Raw genomic sequence first — 26,337 nt, 5'->3', positions numbered from 1 at the left:
GCCCGCCACACCCGCAACCGACTTACGAATCCCCCGCGACGGGCCGGTATGAGCGACCACGAGCGCGCGGCCGCCGTCTCGCGGGAGACCAGCGAGACGACGATCGACCTCACCCTCGCGATCGACGGCGACGGCGACAGCGAGGTCGACACCGGGATCGGCTTCTTCGACCACATGCTGTCGTCGTTCGCCAAGCACGGCCTCTTCGATCTCACCGTCAGCTGCGACGGCGACCTCGAGATCGACGACCACCACACGGTCGAGGACGTGGCGATCTGCCTCGGCGAGGCGTTCGACGAGGCGCTCGGCGACAAGCGCGGCATCCGCCGGTACGCCGACCGACGGGTCCCCCTCGACGAGGCGGTCGCGAGCGTCGTCGTCGACGTGGCGGGCCGACCGTACTACGAGTTCTCCGGCGAGTTCTCCCAGGAGTCGGTCGGCGAGTTCACGAGCGTGATGGCCGACCACTTCGCGCTGTCGTTGGCGCACAACGCCGGTCTGACGCTCCACGCCGCGGTCGAGACGGGCGACAACGCCCACCACGAGGTGGAGGCCCTGTTCAAGGCGCTCGCGCGGGCGCTCGACGACGCGACCCGGCTCGACGGGCGCCGCAGCGACACGCCGAGCACGAAGGGAGAGCTGTAGGCGGGGAGACGGCCACCGAGCCGCCCACAACGCCGTTCCAACGGTTTAAATCGGGTCGGGACCCACCCTCCACCAATGCAACCGAGTTCGCTCTCCGGGCTCCCCGCGGGCGTCGGCGAGGCGCTCGAAGCGGAGGGCGTCGCGGAGCTGTACCCCCCGCAGGAGGCCGCCGTCGAGGCCGGCGTCGCCGACGGCGAAAGCCTCGTCGCCGCGGTCCCCACCGCGTCCGGCAAGACGCTGATCGCCGAGCTCGCCATGCTCTCCGCGGTCGAGCGCGGCGGCAAGGCCTTATATATCGTCCCGCTGCGCGCGCTCGCCAGCGAGAAGAAGACCGAGTTCGAGCGCTGGGAGGAGTTCGGCGTCACCGTCGGCGTCTCCACCGGCAACTACGACTCCGACGGCGAGTGGCTCGCCACCCGCGATATCATCGTCGCCACCTCCGAGAAGGTCGACTCGCTGATCCGCAACGGTGCCCCGTGGATCGACGACCTCACCTGCGTCGTGAGCGACGAGGTCCACCTGGTCGACGACCCGAACCGCGGCCCCACGCTCGAAGTGACCCTCGCGAAGCTCCGGAAGGTGAATCCCGGCCTCCAGACGGTCGCGCTCTCGGCGACCGTCGGCAACGCCGACGTGATCGCCGAGTGGCTCGACGCCGAGCTGGTCGAGTCGGACTGGCGTCCCATCGACCTCCGGATGGGTGTCCACTTCGGCAACGCCGTCGACTTCGTCGACGGGAGCAAGCGCGAGGTGCCCGTCGAGCGCGGCGAGGACCAGACCGCCCGGCTCGTCGCCGACGCGCTCGACACCGAGGAGGACGGCCAGGGCGGCTCCTCGCTCGTCTTCGTCAACTCCCGGCGCAACGCCGAGTCGTCGGCTCGGAAGCTCACCGACGTGACCGGGTCCCGGCTCACCGACGACGAGCGCGATACGCTCCGCGAGCTCGCCGACGAGATCCGGTCCGGCTCCGACACCGACACCGCCTCGGACCTCGCGGACGCGGTCGAACAGGGGTCGGCGTTCCACCACGCGGGGCTTCGAAGCGAGGACCGCGCCCGCGTCGAGGACGCGTTCCGCGACCGCCTCATCAAGTGCATCTCCGCGACGCCCACGCTCGCCGCCGGGGTCAACACCCCCGCCCGGCGGGTGATCGTCCGCGACTGGCGCCGCTACGACGGGGAGTTCGGCGGCATGAAGCCGCTCGACGTGCTGGAAGTCCACCAGATGTGCGGGCGCGCCGGACGACCCGGCCTCGACCCGTACGGCGAGGCGGTCCTGCTCGCGAACGACGCCGACACCAAAGAGGAGCTGTTCGAGCGGTACCTCTGGGCCGACCCCGAGCCGGTGCGCTCGAAGCTCGCGGCCGAGCCCGCGCTCCGGACCCACGTGCTCGCCACCGTCGCCTCCGGCTTCGCCTCCACGCGCGACGGGCTCCTCTCCTTCCTCGACAACACCCTCTACGCGACCCAGACCGACGACGAGGGGCGGCTCGCGGCGGTCACCGACACCGTCCTCGACTACCTCGCCGTCAACGACTTCATCGAGCGCGACCGCGACGGCGGGAGCGAGAGCCTGACCGCGACCGGCATCGGCCACACCGTCTCGCGGCTCTACCTCGACCCGATGAGCGCCGCGGAGATGATCGACGGGCTCCGGTCGGTCGCTCGCGACGCTGCCGGCACGGGCGCGGCCGCCGGGGAAGCGACCGGGGAGTTCGTCAGGACCGGCGACGACGACGGCGACGAGCCCGGATTCGGGACGTACACGCGGCCCGGGGAGGAGGACTCGGTCGAGCAAGAGGGGACCGACAAAGAGCCGACGGATCCCCCCGAGGTCACCCCGCTCGGGCTCTACCACCTCGTCAGCCGCACCCCCGACATGTACGAGCTCTACCTGAAGTCGGGGGACCGCGAGACGTACACCGAGCTCTGCTACGAGCGCGAGACGGAGTTCCTCGGCGACGTGCCCTCCGAGTACGAGGACGTGCGCTTCGAGGACTGGCTCGCGTCGCTGAAGACGGCCCGCCTGTTGGAGGACTGGGCGAACGAGGTCGACGAGGACCGCATCACGGAGCGGTACGGCGTCGGCCCGGGCGACATCCGCGGAAAGGTCGACACCGCCGAGTGGCTGCTGCGAGCGGCCGAGACCCTCGCGCGCGACGTGGAGGGGGTCGACGGCGACGTCGTCGTCGCGGTCCGCGAAGCCCGGAAGCGCATCGAGTACGGCGTCCGCGAGGAGCTGCTCGACCTGGCGGGCGTCCGCAACGTCGGCCGGAAGCGCGCCCGCCGGCTGTACGAGGCTGGCGTCGAGACTCGCGCCGACCTGCGCGAGGCCGACAAGGCGGTCGTGCTCGGCGCGCTCCGCGGCCGGGAGCGCACGGCCGAACGCATCCTCGAGCACGCGGGGCGCGAGGACCCCTCGATGGACGACGTGCGGCCGGACAAGTCGGCCTCCGCGGCCGCCACCGCCGGATCGGCGAGCGACGAGGACGGCGACGGGCAGGCGAGCCTGGGTGATTTCCGATGAGCGACGCCGGCGCCGGGGCGGGCGACGGGCCCGCCGACCCGCCGATCCCGCCACACCGACTGGTCGCGGGGACCGCCGCCATCGACGACCTCGACGCGTTCCTCTCTGCCCTCGACGGGATCGCGGCGGAGACGGGCGCGGTCGTGCAGGCGTTCGACGCGGACCTGATCGTCTCGGCCGCGCACCTCCGCGAGGCGACCCGCCTCGCCGCCCGCGCGATCGCCCGCGACGACGCCGTTGCCCGCGACCCGGGCGTCGAAGTCATGCTGTACGCGGCCGGCAGCCGTCAGATCGACCGCGCGTTCGCGCTCGGCGTCGAAGAGGGACGGCAGCGGACGGTCGTCCTCGTCGCGGACTTCGGTGCGGTTCCGGGCGCGGAACGGCCGGACGCGGACCTCGATACGGCCGCCGCGTCGGTCGCGGACCTGCTCGCGTCGGGGACGGATCCCGGAGGAAACCGGGAGTTCGACCCGTCCTTCGACGCGGAGCGCGTGCGAGAGTTCTACGGCATCGGCGACCGCGAGGTGGCCGCGACGGCCGGGAACCTCGCCGACATCGTCCGCGAACGGGTCGCGCTCCTCGACGTCGAAAAGTAGATCGAACCCCTTTGCTTCGATTGGAAAACGCAGTACGTGACGGGGTTTTCGTTCCAGTCGAAACGCGAACGGGAGGGCGTCGACAGGCCGCGGGTCGCGAGTCCCAGAGAATCGAAGCGCGGGTTCGGCGGAGGGCGGGTCGTGGCTCCAACGAAGACCGGCCGGCACGGACCGAATCGAACCGCGAGAATAGTCCATCCTGGATTCGAACCAGGGTCGTTGCCCCCAGAAGGCAACAGGATTGGCCACTACCCCAATGGACTGTGTGCACTCTCTGATTGCCAACGGGTCTTTGTAAGCGTTGCGCGTCGAGTCCCCTCTGCCACGCGTTCACAGGCGTTCGGGAGCGGGGCGGGAGGTGCGAGGCGGTCTGCTAGGAGCCGGCGCGCGAGACCGATCGACGAACGTGCGTATATCGATGCGTTTTAGCGGGTCGAATAACCACGAACCTGTATGTACGTCGGACGATTCGTCGTCGTCGCTCCCGGTATCGGCGCCTATCGCGTCTCCTCGCGCTCGTTCCCGAACCGCCGCGTGACCGATCGGGGCGGGACGCTCACGGTCGGCCCGACGCCCGACGCCCCGGAGACGGACAACCCGTACGTCTCGTACAACTGCGCGCGCGCGGTCCGGACGCCCGCCGACGAGCCGCTCGCCGTCGTCGGTAACGGTTCGCACGTCGACCCGATCGCGGAGAAGCTCGACCTCGGGTACCCCGCCCGCGACGCGCTGGCGACGCCCCTGCTCGCGCTCGACTTCGAGAAGGACGACTACGACACGCCCCGGATCGCCGGCGTCGTCGGCGCCGAGACCGCGACGATCGGAGTCGTCCGCCGGGACGGCCTCGTCGTCGAGGCGGTCGACGAGCCGACGATCGTCGCCACCTACGAGACCGACAGCCCCGAGCCGTACGCCCTCGCGGCAGCGGACGCCGAGACCCCGGACGCCGCGGCGGCCGCGACGGAGGTCCTCGACGCGGACTTCGAACACCCCGTGTGCGCCGCGGGCGCGACCGTCGGGGACGACGGCGCGACGCTGGCGTTCGATAACGACGCGGACTGAGCGAGTTTCCAGGGGGTGCCGCTTTTCCGGCTCCCGACGCCTTTTGCGGCCGGCGGGCGACACGCGGACATGGAGCGCGTCACTGCGGCCGACTACCACGACATCGCGAAGCCCGCGGACCCGCGGCTCTCCCCCGACGGCGACCGCGTCGCCTTCCTCCGCCGGGAGCCGGTCGACGACGAGACCACCGAGTCGACGGTGTACCTCGCCGACCGCGACGGCGGCGACCCGCACCGACTCACGCTCGCCGAGGGGACCGACGCGGAGCCGCGCTGGAGCCCCTCCGGGGACCGGATCGCGTTCACCGCCACGCGGGGGGCCGACGACGACCGCCAGCAGCTCTGGGTGCTCCCGCTCGCGGGCGGCGAGGCCCGGCGGCTCACCGACGCCGTCGGCGGCGTCTCCGAGATCGCGTGGTCGCCGGACGGGGAGCGGCTCGCCTTCGTGCAGTCGGTGACGGCCGACGACCGCGAGGCCGACAGAGACCTGTCGGTCCCCGAGGAGTACGAGCCGGAGGACCACCCCGACCCGCGCGTCGTCGACCGAACCGTCTACCGGACCGGACAGCGCTACGTCGACGGCCGGCGGTCGCACGTCTACGTCGTGGACGCCGACGCGGCGGTCGACGGTGCGACGGGGAGCGACCCGGCCGCCGGAGTCGAGCGCGTCACCGACGGCGACGCCGACTTCGTGGCGCCGGAGTGGGGGGACGCGGAGACGCTCTACTTCACTGAGGAGGTCGGCGACGACCCCGACGACTCGGTCGAGATCGCGATCCGCGCGCACGACTTCGCGACCGGCGAGACCGAGGCGGTCCACGAGACGACCGGCTGGGGCGCCGCGCTCGCGGCGACCGGCGACGACCGAGTCGCGTTCACTCACGCGGAGGCGGAGCGGGTCTCCATGCAGCAGACGGACCTGCGCGTGCTCGACCGCGAGAGCGGCGCGGTGACCGACCTCACGGCGGCACTCGACCGGGGTGTCGGTCGCGCGATCGCCCCACAGTGGGGCCCCGACGACGCGACGCTGTACTTCGCGACTCCCGACGAGGGGAAGACGGCGCTGTGGCACGTCCCCGGCGACGGAAGCGCGGCGCCCGAGCGGCTCTGTCGGCCCGGGACGGTGGCGGGTGGGACCGTCGGCGGTGACGCGGGCGCCGGCCCGGGCGAGGTGACCGTCGCGTTCGCCGCCAGCGAGTGGGACCACCCGGGCGACGCCTTCGTCTACGACGCCGGGGACGACGAGACGTCGCGACTGACCGATCTGAACGCGGAGTACCTCGCAGAGCGCGAGATCGCGGAGCCCGAGGAGATACGGGTCGAGTCGGACGGGACGGAGATACAGGGGTGGGTGTTGGCGCCGCCGGGGTTCGATCCGGACGGTGACGCTGGAAACCAGTTCCCCCTCGCGGTCGAGATCCACGGCGGTCCCCACGCGATGTGGTCAACGGCGGGGACGATGTGGCACGAGTTCCAGACGCTCGCGGCCCGCGGGTACGTCGTCTTCTGGTCGAACCCGCGCGGCTCGACCGGCTACGGCGAGGAGTTCATGCAGGCGATCGAGCGCGACTGGGGCGCGGTCACCCTTGCGGACGTGATGGCCGGCGTGGAGACGGTCTCGGAGCGTCCGTACGTCGACGAGGCGAACGCCTTCGTCACCGGCGGCTCCTTCGGCGGGTTCATGACCGCGTGGACGGTGGGGCAGACCGACTACTTCCGCGCGGCCGTCTCACAGCGCGGCGTGTACGATCTCACCGGGTTCTACGGCTCGACCGACGCCGCGTACAAGCTCGTCGAGGGCGACTTCGACGCCGTCCCCGCCGACGAGCCGGCGTGGCTGTGGGAGCAGTCGCCGACCGGCCACGCCGACGCGGTCGACACCCCGACGCTGCTGATCCACGCCGAGGACGACACCCGAACGCCGATCTGCACCGCGGAGCTATACCACCGGCTCCTCCGGAAAAACGGCGTCGACACGCGGTTCGTGCGCTACCCCCGCGAGGGCCACGAGCTCTCGCGGTCCGGCGAGCCGGCTCACGTCGTCGACCGCATCGAGCGGATCGCCCGCTGGTTCGACGGCTACTCCGAGCACCACGACGAGCCACGCGCGCTCGACCGCCCCGACGAGGCGGGGTTGAGCGCCGGCGAAGGGGAGAGAGAAGCGGACGGAGCGGGCGAGGAGTGAACGACCCCGGGCTACTCGCCGTCGTCCGGGTCGAACCCGTCGATCGCGGCGTGGACGCCCTCGACCCACTCGTCTAAGGCGTCGTGAAGGCGCTCCTTCGCCTCCGGGACCGGAATCGCGGTGTACTGGTAGACGTACCCGCCCGAGTCGAGCAGCCGGCGGCGGCGCTCGACGAGCCCCTTCTCGCGCAGCGTCGACAGCGAGCGGTTCACGTTCGACCGGTCCCGGTCGAGGGTCTCGGCCAGTTCGGCGACAGTGCTCCCCGGGTGATCGAGCAGCGTCAGGTACGTGCGGCTCTCGTGGTCCCGGACGCCGAACACGCAGGAGAGCACGTGCTCGAAGGAGGGAGACACGTCGCCGACGAGGTCCTCGATCTCGGGGTCGCTCATGGACGCCGTTCGGCGGCGTTCGGGTTAAAAGTCGTCATCGCAGCCGGCGGGGGGCGCGGGGCGAGCGGGGCGGCGCGGGGAGTGGAGTGAGCGGTGTGGGGTGAGCGGTGCGAGCGAGGGGCGTGGAGTGAGCGGTGTGGGGTGAGCGGTGCGAGCGAGGGGCCTCGGGCGAGCGGGGAGGACGGCGTTCAGCGGTCGGGGTCTGCGTACCCCATTCGGTCGATACAGCCGCGCATCTCGGTCTCGTCCGTGTGGCGGTGGAGGTTCGTGGGCGTGTCGCAGTGGTACGTCTCGCCGTCGTAGCGGAGCACGACCTCGTGGCGCCCGCCGGCGACCTCGACGTCGACGAGGATCCGGCGGCCGTCGTTGAGCGCGTCGATGATCTCGTCGAGCGAGAGCTCGCCGGCCTCGACCCGGAGTACCTCGGCCATACGCCTCCTTCGCGTGTCGTCGAATTAAAACCGTGCGTCCCGCCGGGCTCACGTCATCGTCGAGTCCGGGCCGCCCTCCTTCTCCGGCGGCTCGACCCCCTCGGCGGCGGCGACGTCGTCGGTGCGCTTCTCGGTCTCGACGTGCCAGCGGTCGATCTCGGACTCGTACTCGGCGAGGATGTCGCTCACCTCGTCTTTCAGCTCGTCGTCGTTGACGTTCACTTCGAAGACGAACGTCTCGCCGTCCTCCCCGCGACCGACCTCCTGGATGTTGGCGCTGACGAGTTCGTTGTCGAAGTAGTACGGCGCCATCTGGGTCATCACCTTCCGGTAGACGGTGTCCTCCACCTTCCGGAGCGCCTTGCGGCTCGCCGAGTCGGCGGCGCGCGCGACGTGGCCGATCGACTCGCCCCACCGCTCCACCGCGCTCTCGGTGTCGTTCTCCTCGACCTTCTCGTAGGACTCGGTGAGCTTCTCACCGGCCGTTTGGAGGTCGTCGCCGGGCGACTTCCCGGCCTGTTCGCCTTCGCCCTCACCGACGGAGGCCTGCTCGGCGGTCTTCGCCGACACGTCCTCGTCGATGCGCTCGTGGGACTTCGGGCGCCAGTCGTCGAACTCGTGGAACGGGTCGTCGGCGGCGCCCGTCTCTCGGAGCGCCAAGGCGATCCGCTCGCCGTGCTCGACAACGTCGCCCCAGTCCCCGCGCGTTTTGAAGCCGGAGATACTCTCTTCCATCGTTTGCCCCCGCTATGACACGAACGCGTATAAGTTTCCCCGACCGCGTGAGCCGCTACTTCCCGTACGAGAGCCGGCGGCCGAGCGCGTCGATCCGATCTTTCAGGTCGCTGAGGAGCCCCGCCGGCGACACCCGCCGGATCGACGACTCGTCGACCTCGATCCGATCGCCCGCGAACGGGTCGCGCTCGGCGCGCTCTTCCGGACTCTTGCCGTCGTTCACCGCGCCCACGACGGTCGACATCGAACACCGTCCGCACGCTTCCGCTTTGGTCTCCTCGTCGGACATCTGTATCCCTACCGAACGATCGTGCTTGATAGTGTTAAAACCCGGCGTTAGCGCCGCTACGGTGTTTTTCCGTCGTTCGCGGGTCACAGAACCGACGGACGCCGGCCCGATGAACTTTTCAATCGCTCCGTGGAACGGGTTAACATGGGATACCGCGTCGTCGACACGGACTCGGTGGAGCCGACCTCCGACCGCCCCTGCGAGTGTCGGAAGCTCTCCGGTCCGGGCGGGCTCGACACCGTGGCGATCAATCGGTTCCGCGCCGGGCCGGGCGAGCAGCTCCCGCTCGCGTACCACTACCACGAGACCCAGCGGGAGGCGTTCTACGTACTCGACGGGACCCTCGCGGTCGAGACCCCCGACGAGACCTACGAAGTGCCCGCGGACGACCTGTTCGTCGTCGACCCCGAGAGCCCCCAGCGGGCGTACAATCCCGCGGAGGCGGACGGCGCGGTGACCGTGCTCGCGATCGGCGCGCCGCCGGCCGACGGCGACGCGGTCGCCTACGACCCGGACGATGAGTGAGCGAGCCGGCCCGGAGGCCGACGACGAGGCCGGCGCCGACGCCGCGACCCCGGCGGGAGCGGACGACCGCCGCGACCCCGAGGAGCTGCCGGCCGAGATCCGCGAGGCGGTCCCCGACTACGACGACGAGTACCTCGACCGCGTCTCCGACCGGCTGATGTACAGCTACGACCTCGACCGCGACGTCGTCGTCGACGGCGAGCGCTTCGATCTCACCGCCGAGATGCGGGTGCGGAACCAGAAGCAGTTCCTCCATCCCGCCCTGAGCTACGCGGACCACGACCTGATGGAGTACGTCTTCGCTCGGCGCGTCTCGACGCCGGGCGTGGGCGAGCTGGAGCGGCTGGTCGAATTCGCCCACGGCGTCGCCGACGAGCGCGTCGAGGGGGACGAACAGCACTACGGCACCGACATCACGGTCGTCCTCGCCGCCGACCGGATCCCGGAGGCCGTCGCCGAGTTCGTCGACGGGTTCCGCGACCGCACGCTGCTGAAGTTCGGCTACTACGGCCACTACGAGGTGAACCTGGTCGTCGTCGCGCCCGACGGTGAGCGGCTCGTCGCCAGCGAGGCCGCGAGCAGCGCCGAGGCGTTCCGGCTGTGGGAGCCGGTCGAGAGGCCGGACGACGGGATCCTCTCCAGGTTCGCGAAGCGGTTTTGGCGGTGAGCGTCGGCGCGTCACCGAAGGAATGACCGGCGAGGGCGCGGAGGCGGGGGTGGTCGTCTACGTCAGTCGTCGCTCGGTTCCGCGACGGAGCGGTCGCCGCCGCGGACGCTCGTGATGTTGTCGTAGCCGATGCGCACGAGCGACAGCGCGAGGTAGACGAGCACAGCCGCGAGCACGATGCGGACGATCATCGAGATCTGGCCGCCGATCCCGGTGACGCCGCCCTGAACAAGGTTGACGAAGAACCACTGATACCCCGCCAGGAACGCCAGGGCGATCACGGTGATGACGACCATGATGGCCATCGGCACGCCCGTGCTAACGAGCTGTTTCGTCTCGTCCCAGTTGGCGAGCCAGACCGTCCCGGTGAGCAGCGCGAGCGCAGCGAGCAGCTGATTCGCGCTCCCGAACAGCGCCCACAGGGTCGCCCACTCGCCGGAGATGACCAGCGCGTACGCGATCAGCCCCTGAACGACCGGATTCGTGTATCGACCGCGGGCAAACGAACCGATGCCGCCGCCGAAGCCGGTCTCGCTCTGGGTCCCCTTCGTGCCGACGATTTCCTCCATCATGTAGCGGCCGAGCCGCGCGGCCGTGTCCGTGGAGGTGAGCAGGAAGCTCACGAGAACAAGCGCCATGAAGGGGGCGCCGTACGCGGCGGGAATGTTGAGGCTCGTGAGGATGATCCCGCCGCCGGTCGCGAAGTTCGGCAGCGCACCGCCGATACCGCCGGCCGCAGCGTCGGATGCGAACCCGGCGATGGCGAGCGCGGACAGCGCCGTCGCGGCGAGCAGGCCCTCACCGAGCATGCCGCCGTAGCCGATGAGCCGAGCGTCGCTTTCCTTGTTCAGCTGTTTGGCCGTCGTCCCCGAGGAGACCAGCGAGTGGAAGCCGCTGATGGTCCCGCAGGCGATCGTCACGAACAGCATGGGGAACAGCGGGTACGGCGCCCGGCTGTCGACCCCCATGAACCCCTGGAACGGCTGGATACTGCTGTCGACGACGAGCGGCTGCGAGGCGGTCCCGAAGATCGTACCCACGATGATCGCCACCAGCGCACCGCCGACGCCCGCGTACAGCAGGAACGACGAGAGGTAGTCGCGCGGCTGCAACAACGTCCAGACCGGGAGCGCGCTGGCGATCACCGCGTATATCAGGATGACGGGTACCCAGGCGGCCGTGTTGCCGCCGAGCGCGCCCGCACCGGGCACCCACGAGCCCGTGCTCCCCTCGAAGAGGACGAACGTGCCCGCGGTGTGAGAGGCCTCGCCCGCCAGCGAGAAGAACGCGAACGGGTACTGGATGCCGACCCAGACGCCCGCGAACACGCCGGCGACGAACAGGACGGTCCCGGGGATGAACGGCCCGTCGAGCTGGTAGAGGTAGACGCCGAACACGACCGCGAGCGCGATGTACACGAGGCTCGCGGTCGCCGCCGAGGGGAACGCGTTCAGCACGATCCCGACGACCAATGCGAACACGGCGACGACGAGGATGATCGTGAGGAACGCGAACCACAGCAACAGGTTCTTGCCGCGTTCGCCGACGTACTGGCCGACGATGTACCCGATCGACCGCCCCTCGTGGCGGATCGAACTCGACAGCGAGATGAAGTCGTGGACCGCGCCCATCAGCGGGTTTCCGATGGCGACCCACAGCAGCGCCGGGACCCATCCCCAGATGGCCCCCGCGGTGATCGGGCCGACGATCGGCGCCCCGCCCGCGATGCTCGAGAAGTGATGCCCCAGTAGTACCGGCTTCTTCGACGGTACGTACTCCTGTCCGTCCTCGTACTTGTGCGCCGGCGTCTCCCGCTCGTCGTCGAGGTCGACGAACTGCGAGAGGTACCGCGAGTACCCCATATACCCCACGGTGAACGTGCCGAGCACAGCAACGACGATCCAAATTACACTTGTCATAGGTTCCCTGCCTCGTGGGAACGATTCACTATCGATCACTTAAACATTATCTTCAATAGTGATATATGCGAGGGAACGCCCCGTATGAACGCGGTTTTGCGCGGTCGGGGAGGGTTTATTTCCAGTATTTGAATATAAAATACAGCTCGACAAATAGCAGGTGGTATCGCGCGCGGTCGCGGTCCGCCCGCGCTGAGGCCTCACGTGGTCTCGATCTTAGTTAAAACGTCGGGGAGTCATCGGTCGGCGGACACGGGGTCGTCGTCGCCTCGAGCGGAGCCGTTTCCGGCGGGCTCGTCGCTTCGACCGCTCTCATCGCCGATCGTCTCGACGTCGAGCGCGGCCGCGACCTCCGAGAGCACGTCGCCGCGGACCTCCCGCGTCCGCGACTCGATCTCGGCGACCAGCGGCGGCTCGAACTGCTCGCGGACCTGATCGAGCCGCTCGCGCTCGATCGCGATCTTCTCGCGGAGGTAGCTGGCCCCGCGGCCCTCCTCGTCGTCGTCCGGCGGCGGGGTGAGCTTGTTCGCGACGAGCCCGCGGACGCGCAGGTCGCGCTCGGTGAACCCCTCGATCGCCCGCCCGGTCTCGTTGACCGACAGCTGGTCGGGGTTCAACACGAGGAAGAAGGCGGCGTCGGACCGCATCGTGTCGCCGGCGAACTCGAAGAACTCCTTGCGGCGCTGGAGGCGTTCCAAGACGGGGTCGCCCTCCATCAGGCGCCGCGGCTCCATGTCGCCGATCGCGGCCTTCTCGAAGAGGTCGATCGACTGCTTGCGCTTGTACAGCAGGCGGTCGATCCAGTCGCCGAGGAACCCCGGGAGCCCGAGCAGCCGCAGCGTCGACCCGGTCGGCGCGGTGTCAAAGACGATGCGGTCGTACGAGTCGCGCTCCTCGCGCATCACACTCACGAAGGCGTCGAAGAGGGCGGCCTCGTACGCGCCCGGCGTCCCGTGTGACATCTCCAACTGCCGGTTGATCTCGGAGACCATCGCCGCCGACACCTGCTCGGAGAGCCCCTCGCGGATCTCCTGGAGGTGCCGCTGCATCTCGTCTTCGGGGTCGATCTCCATCGCGTCGAGCCCGTCGACGCCGTCGACCGGCTCCGGGTCGTCGCCGAACCGCTGGTCGAACACGTCGGACACCGAATGCGCGGGGTCAGTCGAGACGACGAGCGTGCGTAACCCCGCGTCCGCACAGCGGTGCGCGTACGCGCACGAGACGGTGGTTTTCCCGACGCCGCCCTTCCCGCCGAAAAAGACGAACTGCTCCATCAGAAGTGGTACTGCTGGCCCTTTCGTTCGATGAGGCTCTCGCGGTCCCACAGCCGCCGCTCCCACGCCTCAAACTCGTCTTCGAGGTACGGGAGCAGCTCGGCGGTGTAGTACGAGACCGGCGAGGGGATCCCGAACGCGTCGGGGAAACACGCGAGCATGAACTCGTCTTCCGCGTCCTCCGCCTCTTTCTCGATCTTCTCGTAGGCGGGATGGGTTATCATGCCGTGGTACAGGCCGCGAAGCCACTCCTCGAGAGTCGCTCGAAACGCCGCGATCCGGTCTGCGACCGTCATGATCCATCGTGATACCCGGGCCCGGTAAAAGCTGTCGCGGGCCCGCAGGCCGTCGCGTCGATCAGGCCGAGTTGCGGTCGGCGGCGAGTTCGGCTTGGCTCTCGTCCGCGTCGTCGCCCTCGTCGAGCTCCGGCTGATCGCCGTTGTCGGGGGTCGGCGTGTGGACGCTGTCACCGAGCGCGCCCAAGACGAGGTACAGCATCGCGATGACCATGAGGAGGGTCACGACCGTCGCGACGATCCCCACTGCGGACACGTACTGGAACATGATGCGCGGTCGGCGGGCGCGACGTATCAACGTATCGGCTTTCGACGGGCGGGCCCTGCGCGGTCTTCCGGGGCCGTACCGCCGCCGAGGTGGAGGGCGCCGCCGAGGTGGAGGGCGCCGCCGAGTTGAAGGGCGCCGCCGACGGATCGCTCCCATGGACGATCGGATCCCGGTGACCGTGCTCTCGGGAAGCCTCGGCGCCGGCAAGACGACCCTGTTGAACCACCTGCTGCGGAACGCCGGCGACCGCGACGTCGCGGTGCTCGTCAACGACATGGGGGACGTCAACGTCGACGCCGAGCTGATCGCCGAGGAGTCCGAGGTCGACGTGGAGGGCGTCACGGAGCTGTCGAACGGCTGCATCTGCTGTGAGCTGCAGGACGACCTCGAAAGCGCCGTGGTCCGGCTCGCGAACGAGCGCTCCTTCGACGCCCTAGTCGTCGAGTCGTCGGGCATCTCCGAGCCCGCACCCGTCGCGCGCCTGTTCACGACCGAGTCCCGCGCAGCGGCCCGCTATCGCGTCGACGCGCTGGTGACCGTGATCGACACGCGGCGGTTCCTCGACGCCTTCGCCGGGGACGAGGCGCCCGAGCGTCGCGTCGCCGCGGACGACGACGGGGAGGCCCGCCCGCTCTCGGACCTCCTGGTCGAGCAGGTCGAGGTCTCCAACCTCGTGGTCTGCAACAAGGCCGACCTCTGCACCGACGCGGAGATCGACGAAGCCGTCGAGCTCGTGGGCGCGCTCCAGCCGGACGCGGAGACGGTCGTCACCGAGTTCTCCGCGGTCGATCCCGACCGCATTCTCGACGTCGGGCTGTTCGACGAGCGGGAGCTCGGCGACCTCCCCGGCTGGAAGCGCGCGCTGGCGGAGGCCGATTCGGGCGACGGCGACCACGCCCACGGCGAGGACGGCCACGCCCACGGCGATCACGCTCACCGCCACCCCGACGAGGTGTACGGCGTCACTTCGTTCACCTACCGCCGCCGGCGACCGTTCCACCCGGAGCGGCTCGCCGCGCTCCTCCGCGACCTCCCGGACGACGTGGTTCGCTCCAAGGGCACGCTGTGGGTCGCCGGCACGGACCAGCGCCAGCGGATCGGGCAGGCCGGGCGGTCGGTGCGAGTCGCGGCGCTCGGGCCGTGGATCGCGAGCCTCCCCGCGGTCGAGCGCGACATGCTGCGCTCGAACCGCCCGGACCTCGACTGGGACGACGAGCACGGCGACCGCCGGACCGAACTCGTCGTCATCGGCACGGGGATCGACGAGGCGGCGATCCGCGAGCGGCTCGACGACGTGCTCGTCACGGACGCGGAGTGGGCGGCGTTCGGGGAGGAGCCCGACGGAGCGAGCGCGGCGACCGAGACGGGCGAGGAGTTCCCGTTCCCAACAGAACAAGGCGAGGAGCTGGCGCTGCGCGAGCCCTGAGTCGAGAGGCTCACCGTCGGAGCGCAGGCGTCGACCTCAGCAGGCGCAGCCCGAACCGCTCGCGCGCTCGAACTGCATCGACTCGCCGCAGTCGGGACACGCGGGCGTGCCGTCGCCGTCGCGGTCCAGTCCTTCCGCGTCGACCTCGACGTCTCGGACCCGGACGCCGCAGTCGTCACACCAGTACGAGCCCTCGGAGCCGTCGTCGCCGGCGTTCCCGGGCGCGCGCTGCGTCGATCCCTCCAGGGCGTCGGCTATTGTGCCAAGGAGACCCATGATCGGTCGTTCGGAGTGCGCCAATTGAGTCTCCCGGTGGTGTGTGACCACGACGCACAGCCGCGGCGTCGCTCGGTCGTCGAGGGAGGAGATCAGAGCAGCGGCACGGTGAGCGCGACGATGAGGACGCCGAGGCCCGCGCCCGCGTACAGCAGCCGCTCGACCCGCGGTCCCGGCGGGAGCGGGCCGGCGTCGAGCGGCGGGGCGCAGCGAACGAGCTGCTGGTAGGCGAGCGCGGTCGCGACCGCGAACGCCAGCGTCGACAGCGCGAGCGACGTCGGGAGCGTGAGACCGTACGAGAGGCCGTAGATCGGACCGAACGAGAGCGCGAAGGTGAATGCCAGCCCGGCGGTGACGAGGAAGGGGACGGGATCGACCCGGTCACCGTGTCGGTTGTGAACACGCAACTCGACTCTCATGGGGGCCGTACGAGCCGCACGGACAAGAGCTAAGTGGCGGTCTCCCGCGGGAATTTCTATGAGCGAGGAGCCGAAGGGGATCCGCGAGGGGGTTGAGGAGTCGAAGGGCGACCCCCGGCTGGTCCTCCTGTTGAACGCGGTCCTGTCCGGGTGGTTCGCGTGGGTCGTCGTCTGGGGACTCGACCGGCTCGGGGCGGCCGCGCTCACAGCGGTAAACGTGGCGACGCTCGCGGTGGTCATCTTCGGGGTGACGTACGTCGCGGTGCTACGGTGAGTCGGTCGCGCCGCCGACCGAGCACCCCCACGAACCGGCGCGTTTCGCCATCTTTTAACTCGAACGCGGCGCTTCTCCCGACAATGACGATCGAAGACCGGGACGATGCACACCTCATCACGCACGCGCTGGCGAAGGATACCCTCTCGCGGCTCCGCGACGTCGAGACCGAGCAGGTCGCGTTCCGGAAGGGGCTCGTGAAGCTCGGCCGGATCTGCGGCTACGAGATCATCGACGGGGCGATGGAGACCGAGTACGTCCCGGTCGAGACGCCCCTAGAGGCGACGACCGGCGAGCGCGTGAAGGGGCTCGACGACGTGGTCATCATCAACGTGCTCCGGGCGGCCACCCCGTTCGTCGAGGGGCTCCTCAAGGCGTTCCCGCGCGCGAAACAGGGCGTCATCTCCGCCGGCCGCGACGAGGAGGCCGGGATGACCGACGACGGCGAGTTCCCGATCACCATCGACTACGTGAAGCTCCCCGAGATCCGGCCCAAGGACACCGTGATCGTCGCGGACCCGATGCTCGCCACCGGCTCGACGATGTGCGCCGTCCTCGACCACGTCCTCGACGAGGCCGACGAGTTCGAGGACCTGTTCGTCCTCTCGGCGGTCTCCGCGCCCGAGGGGCTCGTGCGCGTGAGCGAGTCCGTCCCCCAGGCCGACCTGCTAACGGTCGCCATCGACGATCGCCTCGACGACGACGGGTTCATCCTCCCCGGGCTCGGCGACGCGGGCGACCGCGCGTTCCGGACGGTGTGAGGCGCTCGCCGCGACGACCGCCGACGTACTTTTAAGAGCCGCCCGCGCGACCGATACGGTATGAGCGACGCGCCGACGACCGAGCCCTGCGACGGCTGCGGCGACCCCACCACGGACGCGCTCGCGCGCGTCGTCCGGCTGAGCGTCGACCGAGCGAACATCGACACCCAGCGGCTCTGCCCCGACTGCTTCGCCGACTGGATCCAGCGCTATCAGGACCGGCTGGGGTCGGGGCCGAGCGACGCCGACGGCGACACCTCGGAGATCATCGTCGACTGAGGGGCGGGGACCCGGCCGCGCTTCTCGGCCGCACGGCAACGTCCGTCCCGGCCGCGCTTCTCGGCCGCACGGCAACGTCCGTCCCGACCGCCCGTCTTAAGCCGCGGCGGAACGCACCCTGACGTAATGGATCTCGCCATCGACGCCCCGACGCCGGCGGCGCCCGACTGCGCCGACGACGGGACGTGGCTCGCCTGCATCGAGTGCGACGAGACGTTCGCCCCCTTTGAAGACGTCCGGTACACCTGCGACGAGTGCGACGGCCTGCTCGAAGTCCGGTACGACGACCCGCCGACGTTCGACGAGTTCGGCGCGGGCGCTCCCTCGGACGGCCCCGACCGCGGCGTCTGGCGGTACCGCGAGGCGCTCCCCTTCGACCTCGGCGTCACCCTCCCCGAGGGCGGCACCCCGCTCCACAGCGTCCCGCGGATCGAGGAGGCGGTGGGCGTCGACGCGCTCCGGATCAAACACGAGGGGATGAACCCCACCGGCTCGTTCAAGGACCGCGGGATGACCGTCGGCGTCCGGGTCGCCAAGGAGCTCGGCGTCGGCGCGCTCGCGTGCGCCTCCACCGGTAACACCTCGGCCGCGCTCGCCGCCTACGGCGGACGCGGCGACATGCAGACGCTCGTGCTCCTCCCGCAGGGGAAGGTCGCCGCCGGGAAGGTCGCGCAGGCGAGCCTCCACGGCGCTCGCATCCTGGAGGTCGACGGGAACTTCGACGCCTGCCTCGACATCGTGCAGGACCTGGCCGCCCGCGGCGAGGCGTACCTGCTCAACTCGCTGAACCCGTTCCGCCTGGAGGGCCAGAAGACGATCGGCTTCGAGATCGTAGAGGAGTTCTACGCCGACTACGGCGTCTTCCCGGACCGGATCGTCCTCCCCGTCGGCAACGCGGGTAACACCTCGGCCCTTTATAAGGGGTTCCGCGAGCTCGTTCAGGCGGGCGCGATGGACGTCGACGAGGTCCCGAAACTGACCGGCGTGCAGGCCGAGGGTGCCGCGCCGATGGTCGAGGCGATAGAGGAGGGGAACGACGAGATCCGCCGGTGGGAGGAGGTCGAGACGCGCGCGACCGCGATCCGCATCGGCAACCCGGTCAACGCGCCGAAGGCGATCCCCGGGATCCGCAACACCGGCGGCACCGCCGTCGCCGTCAGCGACGACGAGATCACGGCCGCGCAGCGCCACCTCGCCAGCGAGGGCGTCGGCGTCGAGCCCGCCTCCGCGGCGAGCCTCGCCGGCCTGAAGAAGCTCCGACGCTCCGGCGTCGTCGACGACGACGAGCGGGTCGTCTGTCTCACGACGGGGCACCTCCTGAAGGACCCCGAGGCCGCCTACGAGGTCGGCAGCGATCCCGAGCCCGTTCCGAACGACGCGGACGCGGTGCTGGACCACGTGCGCGGGTAGAACACCGCGAAACAGGTCGTCTGCGTTTAAAAACTGAACCGAACCGCTACTCCGCCTTCCGCTCGTCGGCGTCGTCCAGCGTGATCTCGGTGACCTCGACGATCCGGTCGTCGCCGAGCAGGGACTCGATCGCGGCGTCCGGTACAGCCTGGTCGAGGTTGTAGACGGTGAGCGCCTCGCCGCCCTGCGTCTCGCGGGCGTTGTACATCCCGGCGATATTCACATCGTGGTCGCCGAGCACGGTGCCGATGAGGCCGATGACGCCGGGCTCGTCCGTGTTGCGCGCGACGAGCATGTGTCCGTACGGGACCGCGTCGACGCGGAACCCGTCGATCCGGACGATGCGTGGGTCCTCGCCCGCGAAAAGGGTGCCCTCGACCGCGATCGAGTCCTCGCCGTTGTGGACGGTGACGCGCACGAGGCTCTGGAAGTCGTCGGTCTGCCGGGTCTTCGACTCGGTCACCTCGATGCCGCGCTCGTCGGCGAGCCGGGGCGCGTTCACCGAGTTCACCTGCCACTCCAGCGGCTCGAAGACGCCCTTCAGCGCGCTCGCGGTGACGAGCTCCACGTCCTCCTCGGCGATGTCGCCCTCGTAGGTCGCTTCCACTTCCGTGATCCGGCCGTCGAGCAGCTGCGCGGCGACTTTGCCGGCGGTCTCCGCCACGGCGATGTACGGCTTGATCCGCGGGAACGCGGTCTCGTCGACGGAGGGCGCGTTGAGCGCCGTCAGCACGGGCTCGTCGTCGAACGCCGAGAGCACCGCCTCCGCGGTGTCGACCGCGACGTTCTCCTGTGCGGCCTCCGTCGACGCACCGAGGTGCGGCGTCAGGACGATCTCCTCGACGTCGAGCAGCGGCGAGTCCTGCGAGAGCGGCTCCTCGGCGAAGGAGTCGAGCGCGGCGCCCGCGAGGACGCCGTCGTCGACCGCCTGCGCGAGCGCGTCCTCGTCGACGATGCCGCCGCGGGCGCAGTTGATCAGGTAGCCGCCCTCCAACTGGGCCAGCTCGTCCTCGCCGATCATCCCCTCGGTCTCGGGGAGGAGCGGGGTGTGGATCGTCGCGAAGTCGCCGCGCGCGAGCGCCTCGTGGAGGTCCTCGACGAGCTCGGCGCCGAGTCGGTCGGCGCGCTCCTCGGAGATGTACGGGTCGTAGACGACCAGGTCCATGCCGAGCGAGTCGAGGCGCTTCGCGACCTCCTGGCCGACGCGGCCGAGCCCGACGATGGTGAGCGTCTTGTTGTTCACTTCGGTGCCGAGGAACTCGCCTTTCGCCCACTCGCCGCCGACGAGGCGGGCGTGGGCCTGCGGGATGGAGCGCGCGACGGCGAACGTCATCGCGACCGTGTGCTCGGCGGCGGCCCGGACGTTCCCCTCGGGCGCGTTGGCGACGATGACGCCGTGGTCGGTGGCGGCCTCGATGTCGATGTTGTCGACCCCGATGCCGGCCCGCCCGACGATGACGAGCTCGGAGGCGGCCTCGAAGACCGCCTCGTTCACGTCGGTGCCGGAGCGGACGATCAGCGCGTTGGCGTCGCTCACGGCGTCGAGGAGGGCGTCGCCCTCGCTCTCGTAGTCAGTTACGACCTCGTGGCCGGCGTCTCGGAGTCGGTCCAACCCCGCGTCCGCGATGGGGTCGGTCACGAGTACCTTCATGGGCGTTTTCACCGGCGGCGCGAGGTTAACCCTTTCCTCATCGCTCCGTTTTGCCGGGCAGTGTGATCCACAATAGTGGGTATCAAACCCCTTCGTTTCGGGTGGAAACACCTCGTTCGTGGGTACCGATAGCGGTCCGGCTGTCGTCGGTCTCGGGGACCTCCTCGCAGCTCGGCCGCCGACTCACCGACCGCCGCCTGCCCGTCCGACAGCTGCCTGCCCGTCCGACCGCCGGCTCCCTAGCCCGGCCCGCGCCGCCCGGCGGTACTGCCTTTTATATAGGGCCGCACGTGCACACATGGACGTCACGATCGCGCTCATCGGCGTGGCCGCCATCCTCGTACTGACGGGGATTAGCGCCTTCTTCTCCAGCTCGGAGCTGGCCGTCTTCTCGGTCCCGACCCACCGGGTCGACTCGCTGCTCGCCGCCGACGTGCCCGGCGCGCGGGCGCTCTCGGCGCTTCGGGAGGACTCGCACCGCTTCCTCGTCACCGCCCTCGTGAGCAACAACGTCGCCAACATCGCGGCCGCCTCGGTCGCGACCGCCGTGTTCGTCCGGTTCGGGTTCTCCGGGGGGCAGGCCGCGACCGGGTCGACGCTCGTCACGAGCGTGTTCGTCATCGTGTTCGGGGAGATCGCGCCGAAGTCCTACGCGGTGGCGAACGCCGAGACCCACGCGCTCCGGGTCTCGCGGCCGGTCGTCGCGATCCAGCGCGTCATCCGCCCGGTGCTGTACGTCTTCGAGGCGCTCTCCGGCGTCGTCAACCGGTTCACGGGCGGCGAGTCCGACATCGAGTCGTACCTCACCCGAGAGGAGATCGAGACGCTCGTGCTCTCGGGACAGGCCGCCGGGGCGATCGACCCCGAGGAGGGAGCGATGATCCGCGGCGTCCTCGACCTGGAGTCGACCCGCGTCTCCGCGGTGATGGTCCCCCGCACCGACATGGTGGCGCTCCCGGACACCGCGACCCCGGCCGACGCCCTCTCGACCGCCGGGCGGGAGGGCGTCACCCGCATGCCCGTCTACGGCGAGAACCGCGACGACGTGGTCGGGACCGTCGACGTGCGCGACGCCATCGGCGCCGGCGAGCGCGGCGAGCGGCTGGCGAGCGTCCTCCGCGAGCCGACGTTCGTCCCGGAGACCCAGCCCGTCGACGAGCTGTTCGCCGAGCTGCGCTCGAGCGGGGAGCGGCTGGCGGTCGTCGTCGACGAGTTCGGCGCGGTCGTCGGGATCGTCACGCTGGCGGACGTCGTCGAGGAGATCGTCGGCGAGCTGGTGGGGCGGTGGGAGACCGACCACGTCGACGTGGTGGCGTCCGACGCCGCCGTCGTCCGCGGGTGGACCACCGTCGCGCACGTCAACGAGACGCTCGGGTTGGACCTCCCGGTCGACGGGGGCGTCGAGACCGTCGCGGGCCTGATCACCCAGCGGACGGGGCGGATCGCGGCCGAGGGCGACCGCGTCGCGTTCGGCGACGTGACGCTCACCGTCACCGGCGCGACCGCGACGCGGGTGACCCGGGTTCGGGTCGAGCATCCGGGGATCGGCGCTGATCGGGACCATGCTCCGGGGGACGATACCGACGGCGCCAGCTGAACCAGTTTCCTATAGCACAACATACATATTCGCCCGGCGGAATCTGACGGTATACGTTCTCAGCTATGATGGCTCGATGGGGGTGCGACCGGTGTGGGTTCGTCGCGTGGACGTCGGACCGGACGTCGATGCGAGAGGTCACCGGCGCCCACCTGTTGGCGCACCACTCCGAGGCCGTCACCCGGTCTGACTTCCGAACGACGTGGGACTGCCCGTACTGCGCGACGGCGAAGACGGCCTACGACACCGACGGCGCGGTCGCAGAGTTCAAGACGCACCTCCACGAGCACGTCGCCGACCTGATCGAGGAGGGCGCCCACGTCGGCGACCGCGTCTCGTGGGACGGGACAGTTCAGGTCGCGGCGCCCGTCAATAGCGCGGATGCCGACGCGCTCCGCGCCCACTTCCACGCGGGCGGCGACCTGGTGATCGCGGTCACGGCGAACCCGGAGCGAACCGTCCGGCTGCTTCACGAGGAGCTGGACGCGTGGCCGCGCCGGACCGTCGTCGTCAGCACCGAGGCGTACCCGTTCGAGACGGCCCCCGACCTCGACTTCTCCGAGATTCCCATCGAGGTCGTTGAACTTGACCCCCGGCTCGGGCCGGACGAGGTCGGCGAGACCGTGTCACGGATCATCGACGCCAACCGCGTCGCGGGCGACGCGATTTCGCTGGAAGTGAGCGTGTTTCACGAGATCGTGCGGTCGTTCGACCTCCGAACCGCCTGCGACTTCGTCAGGATGCTTTCGGCCCGACTGGACGGCGAGGGGGGCGTCCTCCAGCTGTACGTCGACGCCGACGCGGACCCGAACGTCTCGACGGTCCTGAACTTCCTCGACGACGAGATCGATCTGAAGATCGCAGCGGAGGACGGCCGGTTCGTACGCCGAGGATGACGGCGTCGCGACGCCGACCGACGACGCGACCGCCTACTCCGCGTGCTTCTCGGTGTAGTCCGCCGGCCGCCTCACGTAGACATACTCGATCGAGCGGTCCGCGGCCGACGCCGCCGTCTCCCGCTTGAGCCGCCGGAGGACGGACCGGGCACGCTCCCGGGCGTCCGAGTCGCCGTCGGGGTCGCCGGCGAGCGCCCGGACCTCCCGCTCGAGATCGGGCGCATCGAGCCGCGGCAGGTAGGCGGCCGCGATGTCGGCGACGGACGGGTCGTCGTGCCCGAGTGCGTCGAGCAGCCACGCGACTGCGGGCCGGTCGAGGGCGTCGGCGCGCTCGAGGAGTTCACCGCAGAGCCACATCGCGTGGCGCTGGGTCGCCGCGGTGACGCGGTCAGGGCGGTCGGTCATCGCGACCTCGTAGAGCAGCCGCGCGATCCCCCCGTCGTCGCTCCAAAGCGGTCGGTCGGTGAGCAGCCGCTCGCAGACGTCTCGGCCCCGGACCGCATCACCCTCGGCCGCGAGTCGCGCCAGCGAGGCCGCCGCGGCGCGCCGTACTGGGAGCGAGGGGTCCCCTACCGCGTCGATCAGGATACTGACCGACTCCGGGCGGTCCAGTTCGTAGAGCCGCTCGGCGACGGTTTTCCGGAGGCGGTCGCCACCGTCGCCGGCCGCGGTCGCCAGCAGACCCGTCGCCTCGGGCGTGGCGATCGACACCAGCGCGTCGACGGCGGCGCGCCGAACGAGCGGGTTTGGCGCCCGCAACAGCGGCCGAACCGGGTCGATCACCTCGCCGCCGCGAGTCGCGTACGAGCGCACCGCCCGGGCACGCACCCGGTCGTCGTCGTCCTCGAACGCCTCGCGAAGCCGGTTCGTTACGGTCGAGACGTCCGTCGTGTCGGGGGAGTCCGCTGCGGACGAGGCGCCACGCGTCTCCGAAGCGACACCCGCACCCAACCCGGTGGCGCCGACCATTCGGTAGGCTGCGTGGCCGCTCGTCAACCATCGGACGAACACGGCGTCGGGGCCGACGTCGCCGCCGTCGCGGCGCCGAACCGCGGCCGCGACCCGCGAGACGAGTTCCTCGATGTACCGGTCGCCGTGGAAGTACAGCGCGTCGATCGCCGCCGCGCGGACCGTCGCGTCCTCGTCGGTGAACACGACGCGGAACAGTCGGTCGGCGATCCGGCGCTCGTCACCCGCCATTGAACTCGACGGGTTTCCGAGCGCCTCGACAGCCTCCAGCCGTGTCGCCGCGTCGTTGCCCTCGTCGAGCATGGCGAACGCCTGCGGGCGCTCATCGCCGGTCCGGTCCGATCGCGAGTCGTCAGCCATCTGTCGAGTCGTCGGAATCCGGCGCGATTAAACATACCCCCGCGAGTATCAGGGGCGAGAATCTCGCACTCACGTTCGTTAGGGAAGGCACTACAACCCGAACGACGCGACGGTCTCGTACGCCGGCCCGTCGCTCGTCAACGTCGACGAGACGAGGTGGACCGCGTCGACTTCGAACCGGCCGATCGCGGGGTCGCGCTCGCGGACGGCCTCCTGAACGAGCTCCTTCCCGCGGGCGTCGTTCATCCGGGCGAGCGTGACGTGCGGCGTGAACTCGTGCTCCTCGGGGTCGACGCCGAGCGCGGTCGTCTCGGCTTCGAGGGCCTCGTGGAGCGCGGTCAACTCGGCGCTCCCCCCGTCGATTCCGGCCCAGACGACCGAGATGTAATCGAGGCTCGGAAAGACGCCGTATCCACTGATTGCGCACTCGAAGGGGTCGACGTCGACCGCAGCGACCGCTCGCTCGCCGGCCGCGAGCACGTCATCGAGGGCGGGGGCGTCGCTTTCGCCGTCGTCGGTGGCCGATTCGTCGATTTCGCCCAGAAACTTCAGCGTCACGTGCGCCTGTTCGGGGTCGACGAATCGGAGGCCCTCGGCGCCCTCGAACGTCTCCTGTGCCTCTGCGATACGGGGGGCGAGGTCGTCCGGGAGGTCGACGGCGAAGAACGCGCGCATGACGAATGGGAATGTGGTGGAGAGTGGGTATAAATCGGTGATGCTGTGAAGGGTATCCGCGAAGTGCCGGTCGCTCGGTTAGAAGCGGTCGACTGGAGATCGACGGTGAACACCTCCAGCGCCCCAGCCTCGTCAGTCGTCCTCCGCGTTGCTTCGGACGACTGACTCCAGCGAGGGACTTTCGGTCCTCTGGCAGCCGGCGCGTAGCGCCGGCGACAGCGAGGCGCGACGCGCCTCTGGCAGTCGGGCGAAGCCCGACGACCTCGCACGNGTTGACTCGCGGCCGCCACGGGCGGCCGCTCGCAGGCCCGCGCCGACCGCCTCGTTTATTTATAAACGTTCCCGGAGCGTGTCGGCGGTCGCGTCGCCGACGCCGTCGACGTCGGTGAGGTCGTCGCGGGAGGCCTCGCGCACGCTCTCGACGGAGCCGAATCGCCGCAGGAGCCGGCGGCGGGTCTGGGGGCCGACGCCGGGCACGTCGTCGAGGACCGTCTTGACCTCGTCGCGGACGGTCTGGTGGTAGGAGACGGCGAAGCGGTGCGCCTCGTCGCGGACGCGCTGGAGCAGGTGAAGTTCGGGGGCGTCGTCGGGCCACCGGCGGGTGCCGCTCGGGGTGACGACGAGCTCCTCGGCCTTCGCGAGCGCGACGACGGGGGCGTCCCAGCCGGTCTCCGCGAGCGCGTCGCGGGCGGCCCCGAGCTGGCCCTCGCCGCCGTCGATCAGGAGGAGGTCGGGGTCGGGACGGTCGTCCTCGCCGGCGACCGCGCGCTCGGCGCGCCACCGGACCAGCTCGCGCATGTTCGCGTAGTCGTCGTTGCGGTCGGTGAGCTTCTTCCGGCGGTAATCGCTCGTCTCCGCGCTCCCGTCAACGAAACACACGTCGGAGCCGACGACGGCGGTCCCCTGCGCGTGACTCACGTCGAACCCCTCGATCCGGGCGGGGCGGTCGATCCCGAGCCGCTCGCCGAGCGCGCCGACGGGGTCCTCGCGGCCGCCGCGCTTGCGGGCGTTCTTCAGCGCGAGTTCGACGAGTTTGGCTTCGCGGCCCGCGCCGGGGACGCGGACCGAAACCCCCTCCGCCTCCAGCCAGTCGACCACGTCCGGGTCGGAGGGGCGCTCGGCCAAGAGGACGGCGTCCGGGAACTCCCGCTCGGCGTAGTACTGCGCGAGGAACGCAGACAGCACCGCGGCGGGGGTGTTGGCGTCCTCACCAGCGGCGTCCCCCTCTCTCTCGTCCCCCGCCGCCGCGTCCAACCGGTGGCGGCTCCGGTCGACCAGTTGGCCGCGCTCGCTGTGGAGCCGGGCGACGCGGGCGGTGTCGCCCTCGACGGCGGCCGCGAGCACGTCGACGGTCCGGTCGTCCGCGCGGTCGCTCACGGCTTCGCCGCCCTCGCCGTGGAACGCCTCGACCGCCTCGAGTCGGTCTCGGAGGTTCGCAGCGCGCTCGAACTCCGCGCTCTCGGCGGCAGCCTCCATCCGCCGTCGCAGCGGGTCAGCGAGGACGCCGGTCTCGCCCTCGAAGAACCGGCGGGCGGCCG

General features: G+C 70.4%; 28 protein-coding genes and 1 tRNA gene. 14 read left to right on the top strand and 15 right to left on the bottom strand.

The window, feature by feature from the left end; genetic code table 11:
* The first annotated feature begins 48 nt into the window (after positions 1–48).
* From hisB to cgi121, 3 genes are all read left to right on the top strand, one after another.
* Positions 49–645 (top strand): imidazoleglycerol-phosphate dehydratase HisB, encoded by a 597-nt coding sequence (hisB, locus tag C468_RS02145; protein WP_008847234.1) that lies wholly within the window; start codon positions 49–51, stop codon positions 643–645.
* 75 nt (positions 646–720) lie between these two features.
* Entirely contained in the window at positions 721–3,171 is a 2,451-nt protein-coding gene (locus C468_RS02140) for an ATP-dependent DNA helicase (RefSeq protein WP_008847233.1), read from the top strand.
* Positions 3,168–3,767 carry a KEOPS complex subunit Cgi121 gene (cgi121, locus tag C468_RS02135; RefSeq protein WP_008847232.1) on the top strand — a complete coding sequence of 200 codons (600 nt, stop codon included), beginning with the start codon at positions 3,168–3,170 and terminating at the stop codon, positions 3,765–3,767. The genes C468_RS02140 and cgi121 overlap by 4 nt, the downstream gene beginning before the upstream one ends.
* A gap of 190 nt (positions 3,768–3,957) precedes the next feature.
* Here the strand turns inward: cgi121 and C468_RS02130 are convergent.
* Positions 3,958–4,030, bottom strand: a tRNA-Gln gene (locus C468_RS02130).
* A 190-nt stretch (positions 4,031–4,220) separates the two neighbouring features.
* Here C468_RS02130 and C468_RS02125 point away from each other — a divergent pair.
* Both C468_RS02125 and C468_RS02120 read left to right on the top strand, forming a co-directional pair.
* Entirely contained in the window at positions 4,221–4,829 is a 609-nt protein-coding gene (locus tag C468_RS02125) for an IMP cyclohydrolase (RefSeq protein ID WP_008847231.1), read from the top strand.
* 69 nt (positions 4,830–4,898) lie between these two features.
* A complete protein-coding gene (locus C468_RS02120) occupies positions 4,899–7,013 on the top strand; it encodes a S9 family peptidase (RefSeq protein ID WP_008847230.1) in 2,115 nt (704 codons plus the stop codon).
* Positions 7,014–7,024: 11 nt separating this feature from the next.
* Here C468_RS02120 and C468_RS02115 read toward each other — a convergent pair whose 3' ends face one another.
* From C468_RS02115 to C468_RS02100, 4 genes are all read right to left on the bottom strand, one after another.
* Positions 7,025–7,402, bottom strand: a complete 378-nt coding sequence (locus C468_RS02115) for a helix-turn-helix domain-containing protein (protein ID WP_008847229.1) — start codon at positions 7,400–7,402, stop codon at positions 7,025–7,027.
* 188 nt (positions 7,403–7,590) lie between these two features.
* Positions 7,591–7,833, bottom strand: a complete 243-nt coding sequence (locus C468_RS02110) for a hypothetical protein (protein WP_008847228.1) — start codon at positions 7,831–7,833, stop codon at positions 7,591–7,593.
* 48 nt (positions 7,834–7,881) lie between these two features.
* On the bottom strand, positions 7,882–8,568 hold the full coding sequence (locus C468_RS02105) for a DUF5828 family protein (protein WP_008847227.1): 687 nt from the start codon (positions 8,566–8,568) through the stop codon (positions 7,882–7,884).
* A 55-nt stretch (positions 8,569–8,623) separates the two neighbouring features.
* Positions 8,624–8,857 (bottom strand): hypothetical protein, encoded by a 234-nt coding sequence (locus C468_RS02100; protein WP_008847226.1) that lies wholly within the window; start codon positions 8,855–8,857, stop codon positions 8,624–8,626.
* A 144-nt stretch (positions 8,858–9,001) separates the two neighbouring features.
* Between C468_RS02100 and C468_RS02095 the strand changes: the two genes are divergently transcribed.
* Complete coding sequence (locus tag C468_RS02095) at positions 9,002–9,382, top strand: cupin domain-containing protein (protein WP_008847225.1); 381 nt, start codon at positions 9,002–9,004, stop codon at positions 9,380–9,382.
* Positions 9,375–10,049: a hypothetical protein gene (locus C468_RS02090; RefSeq protein ID WP_008847224.1), complete on the top strand. Its 675-nt coding sequence runs from the start codon at positions 9,375–9,377 to the stop codon at positions 10,047–10,049. Before C468_RS02095 ends, C468_RS02090 begins: the two co-directional genes overlap by 8 nt.
* Positions 10,050–10,111: 62 nt before the next feature.
* Here C468_RS02090 and C468_RS02085 read toward each other — a convergent pair whose 3' ends face one another.
* The 4 genes from C468_RS02085 to C468_RS02070 all read right to left on the bottom strand — a co-directional run bounded on the left by C468_RS02085 (position 10,112) and on the right by C468_RS02070 (position 13,806).
* Positions 10,112–11,968 (bottom strand): carbon starvation CstA family protein, encoded by a 1,857-nt coding sequence (locus tag C468_RS02085; RefSeq protein ID WP_008847223.1) that lies wholly within the window; start codon positions 11,966–11,968, stop codon positions 10,112–10,114.
* 236 nt (positions 11,969–12,204) lie between these two features.
* Positions 12,205–13,242 (bottom strand): ArsA family ATPase, encoded by a 1,038-nt coding sequence (locus C468_RS02080; RefSeq protein WP_008847222.1) that lies wholly within the window; start codon positions 13,240–13,242, stop codon positions 12,205–12,207.
* Entirely contained in the window at positions 13,242–13,538 is a 297-nt protein-coding gene (locus C468_RS02075) for a hypothetical protein (RefSeq protein WP_008847221.1), read from the bottom strand. Before C468_RS02075 ends, C468_RS02080 begins: the two co-directional genes overlap by 1 nt.
* Positions 13,539–13,599: 61 nt before the next feature.
* Positions 13,600–13,806, bottom strand: a complete 207-nt coding sequence (locus C468_RS02070) for a hypothetical protein (protein WP_008847220.1) — start codon at positions 13,804–13,806, stop codon at positions 13,600–13,602.
* A 154-nt stretch (positions 13,807–13,960) separates the two neighbouring features.
* Between C468_RS02070 and C468_RS02065 the strand changes: the two genes are divergently transcribed.
* Complete coding sequence (locus tag C468_RS02065; RefSeq protein WP_008847219.1) at positions 13,961–15,232, top strand: CobW family GTP-binding protein; 1,272 nt, start codon at positions 13,961–13,963, stop codon at positions 15,230–15,232.
* Positions 15,233–15,268: 36 nt separating this feature from the next.
* Here C468_RS02065 and C468_RS02060 read toward each other — a convergent pair whose 3' ends face one another.
* The gene (locus C468_RS02060) at positions 15,269–15,508 is read right to left on the bottom strand and encodes a hypothetical protein (RefSeq protein WP_008847218.1); all 240 of its coding nucleotides are present in this window, start codon (positions 15,506–15,508) and stop codon (positions 15,269–15,271) included.
* Between the two features lie 92 nt (positions 15,509–15,600).
* Positions 15,601–15,927 carry a hypothetical protein gene (locus C468_RS02055; RefSeq protein ID WP_008847217.1) on the bottom strand — a complete coding sequence of 109 codons (327 nt, stop codon included), beginning with the start codon at positions 15,925–15,927 and terminating at the stop codon, positions 15,601–15,603.
* A 58-nt stretch (positions 15,928–15,985) separates the two neighbouring features.
* Here C468_RS02055 and C468_RS02050 point away from each other — a divergent pair, with 58 nt between their 5' ends.
* From C468_RS02050 to thrC, 4 genes are all read left to right on the top strand, one after another.
* Complete coding sequence (locus C468_RS02050; RefSeq protein ID WP_008847216.1) at positions 15,986–16,201, top strand: hypothetical protein; 216 nt, start codon at positions 15,986–15,988, stop codon at positions 16,199–16,201.
* An 83-nt stretch (positions 16,202–16,284) separates the two neighbouring features.
* Positions 16,285–16,962: a uracil phosphoribosyltransferase gene (gene upp, locus C468_RS02045; protein ID WP_008847215.1), complete on the top strand. Its 678-nt coding sequence runs from the start codon at positions 16,285–16,287 to the stop codon at positions 16,960–16,962.
* A 60-nt stretch (positions 16,963–17,022) separates the two neighbouring features.
* Positions 17,023–17,241 (top strand): DUF7569 family protein, encoded by a 219-nt coding sequence (locus C468_RS02040; RefSeq protein ID WP_008847214.1) that lies wholly within the window; start codon positions 17,023–17,025, stop codon positions 17,239–17,241.
* 126 nt (positions 17,242–17,367) lie between these two features.
* Complete coding sequence (gene thrC / locus C468_RS02035) at positions 17,368–18,651, top strand: threonine synthase (RefSeq protein WP_008847213.1); 1,284 nt, start codon at positions 17,368–17,370, stop codon at positions 18,649–18,651.
* A gap of 46 nt (positions 18,652–18,697) precedes the next feature.
* Here the strand turns inward: thrC and serA are convergent, their stop codons facing one another.
* Positions 18,698–20,302 carry a phosphoglycerate dehydrogenase gene (gene serA, locus C468_RS02030; protein ID WP_008847212.1) on the bottom strand — a complete coding sequence of 535 codons (1,605 nt, stop codon included), beginning with the start codon at positions 20,300–20,302 and terminating at the stop codon, positions 18,698–18,700.
* 298 nt (positions 20,303–20,600) lie between these two features.
* Between serA and C468_RS02025 the strand changes: the two genes are divergently transcribed.
* Positions 20,601–21,899 carry a hemolysin family protein gene (locus tag C468_RS02025; protein ID WP_008847211.1) on the top strand — a complete coding sequence of 433 codons (1,299 nt, stop codon included), beginning with the start codon at positions 20,601–20,603 and terminating at the stop codon, positions 21,897–21,899.
* A gap of 65 nt (positions 21,900–21,964) precedes the next feature.
* On the top strand, positions 21,965–22,795 hold the full coding sequence (locus C468_RS02020; RefSeq protein ID WP_049911895.1) for a hypothetical protein: 831 nt from the start codon (positions 21,965–21,967) through the stop codon (positions 22,793–22,795).
* A gap of 33 nt (positions 22,796–22,828) precedes the next feature.
* Here the strand turns inward: C468_RS02020 and C468_RS02015 are convergent, their stop codons facing one another.
* The 3 genes from C468_RS02015 to C468_RS02005 form a co-directional block, all read right to left on the bottom strand.
* Positions 22,829–24,124: a HEAT repeat domain-containing protein gene (locus C468_RS02015; RefSeq protein ID WP_008847209.1), complete on the bottom strand. Its 1,296-nt coding sequence runs from the start codon at positions 24,122–24,124 to the stop codon at positions 22,829–22,831.
* Positions 24,125–24,214: 90 nt separating this feature from the next.
* Positions 24,215–24,799, bottom strand: coding sequence for an RNA 2',3'-cyclic phosphodiesterase (thpR, locus tag C468_RS02010; protein WP_008847208.1), 585 nt, complete (start codon positions 24,797–24,799; stop codon positions 24,215–24,217).
* 330 nt (positions 24,800–25,129) lie between these two features.
* Positions 25,130–26,337, bottom strand: a 1,208-nt coding sequence (locus tag C468_RS02005) for an excinuclease ABC subunit C (RefSeq protein WP_008847207.1), incomplete at its 5' end; no start/stop codon positions are given.

Origin of the sequence: Halorubrum kocurii JCM 14978 (assembly GCF_000337355.1) — an archaeon.
Lineage (GTDB): Archaea > Halobacteriota > Halobacteria > Halobacteriales > Haloferacaceae > Halorubrum > Halorubrum kocurii.
This window is presented reverse-complemented; position numbering and strand designations above follow the sequence as displayed.

Coding starts and splice junctions, on each gene's coding strand:
- hisB (WP_008847234.1), top strand. CDS start 49: ATGAGCGACCACGAGCGCGCGGCCGCCGTCTCGCGGGAGACCAGCGAG.
- C468_RS02140 (WP_008847233.1), top strand. CDS start 721: ATGCAACCGAGTTCGCTCTCCGGGCTCCCCGCGGGCGTCGGCGAGGCG.
- cgi121 (WP_008847232.1), top strand. CDS start 3,168: ATGAGCGACGCCGGCGCCGGGGCGGGCGACGGGCCCGCCGACCCGCCG.
- C468_RS02125 (WP_008847231.1), top strand. CDS start 4,221: ATGTACGTCGGACGATTCGTCGTCGTCGCTCCCGGTATCGGCGCCTAT.
- C468_RS02120 (WP_008847230.1), top strand. CDS start 4,899: ATGGAGCGCGTCACTGCGGCCGACTACCACGACATCGCGAAGCCCGCG.
- C468_RS02115 (WP_008847229.1), bottom strand. CDS start 7,402: ATGAGCGACCCCGAGATCGAGGACCTCGTCGGCGACGTGTCTCCCTCC.
- C468_RS02110 (WP_008847228.1), bottom strand. CDS start 7,833: ATGGCCGAGGTACTCCGGGTCGAGGCCGGCGAGCTCTCGCTCGACGAG.
- C468_RS02105 (WP_008847227.1), bottom strand. CDS start 8,568: ATGGAAGAGAGTATCTCCGGCTTCAAAACGCGCGGGGACTGGGGCGAC.
- C468_RS02100 (WP_008847226.1), bottom strand. CDS start 8,857: ATGTCCGACGAGGAGACCAAAGCGGAAGCGTGCGGACGGTGTTCGATG.
- C468_RS02095 (WP_008847225.1), top strand. CDS start 9,002: ATGGGATACCGCGTCGTCGACACGGACTCGGTGGAGCCGACCTCCGAC.
- C468_RS02090 (WP_008847224.1), top strand. CDS start 9,375: ATGAGTGAGCGAGCCGGCCCGGAGGCCGACGACGAGGCCGGCGCCGAC.
- C468_RS02085 (WP_008847223.1), bottom strand. CDS start 11,968: ATGACAAGTGTAATTTGGATCGTCGTTGCTGTGCTCGGCACGTTCACC.
- C468_RS02080 (WP_008847222.1), bottom strand. CDS start 13,242: ATGGAGCAGTTCGTCTTTTTCGGCGGGAAGGGCGGCGTCGGGAAAACC.
- C468_RS02075 (WP_008847221.1), bottom strand. CDS start 13,538: ATGACGGTCGCAGACCGGATCGCGGCGTTTCGAGCGACTCTCGAGGAG.
- C468_RS02070 (WP_008847220.1), bottom strand. CDS start 13,806: ATGTTCCAGTACGTGTCCGCAGTGGGGATCGTCGCGACGGTCGTGACC.
- C468_RS02065 (WP_008847219.1), top strand. CDS start 13,961: ATGGACGATCGGATCCCGGTGACCGTGCTCTCGGGAAGCCTCGGCGCC.
- C468_RS02060 (WP_008847218.1), bottom strand. CDS start 15,508: ATGGGTCTCCTTGGCACAATAGCCGACGCCCTGGAGGGATCGACGCAG.
- C468_RS02055 (WP_008847217.1), bottom strand. CDS start 15,927: ATGAGAGTCGAGTTGCGTGTTCACAACCGACACGGTGACCGGGTCGAT.
- C468_RS02050 (WP_008847216.1), top strand. CDS start 15,986: ATGAGCGAGGAGCCGAAGGGGATCCGCGAGGGGGTTGAGGAGTCGAAG.
- upp (WP_008847215.1), top strand. CDS start 16,285: ATGACGATCGAAGACCGGGACGATGCACACCTCATCACGCACGCGCTG.
- C468_RS02040 (WP_008847214.1), top strand. CDS start 17,023: ATGAGCGACGCGCCGACGACCGAGCCCTGCGACGGCTGCGGCGACCCC.
- thrC (WP_008847213.1), top strand. CDS start 17,368: ATGGATCTCGCCATCGACGCCCCGACGCCGGCGGCGCCCGACTGCGCC.
- serA (WP_008847212.1), bottom strand. CDS start 20,302: ATGAAGGTACTCGTGACCGACCCCATCGCGGACGCGGGGTTGGACCGA.
- C468_RS02025 (WP_008847211.1), top strand. CDS start 20,601: ATGGACGTCACGATCGCGCTCATCGGCGTGGCCGCCATCCTCGTACTG.
- C468_RS02020 (WP_049911895.1), top strand. CDS start 21,965: ATGATGGCTCGATGGGGGTGCGACCGGTGTGGGTTCGTCGCGTGGACG.
- C468_RS02015 (WP_008847209.1), bottom strand. CDS start 24,124: ATGGCTGACGACTCGCGATCGGACCGGACCGGCGATGAGCGCCCGCAG.
- thpR (WP_008847208.1), bottom strand. CDS start 24,799: ATGCGCGCGTTCTTCGCCGTCGACCTCCCGGACGACCTCGCCCCCCGT.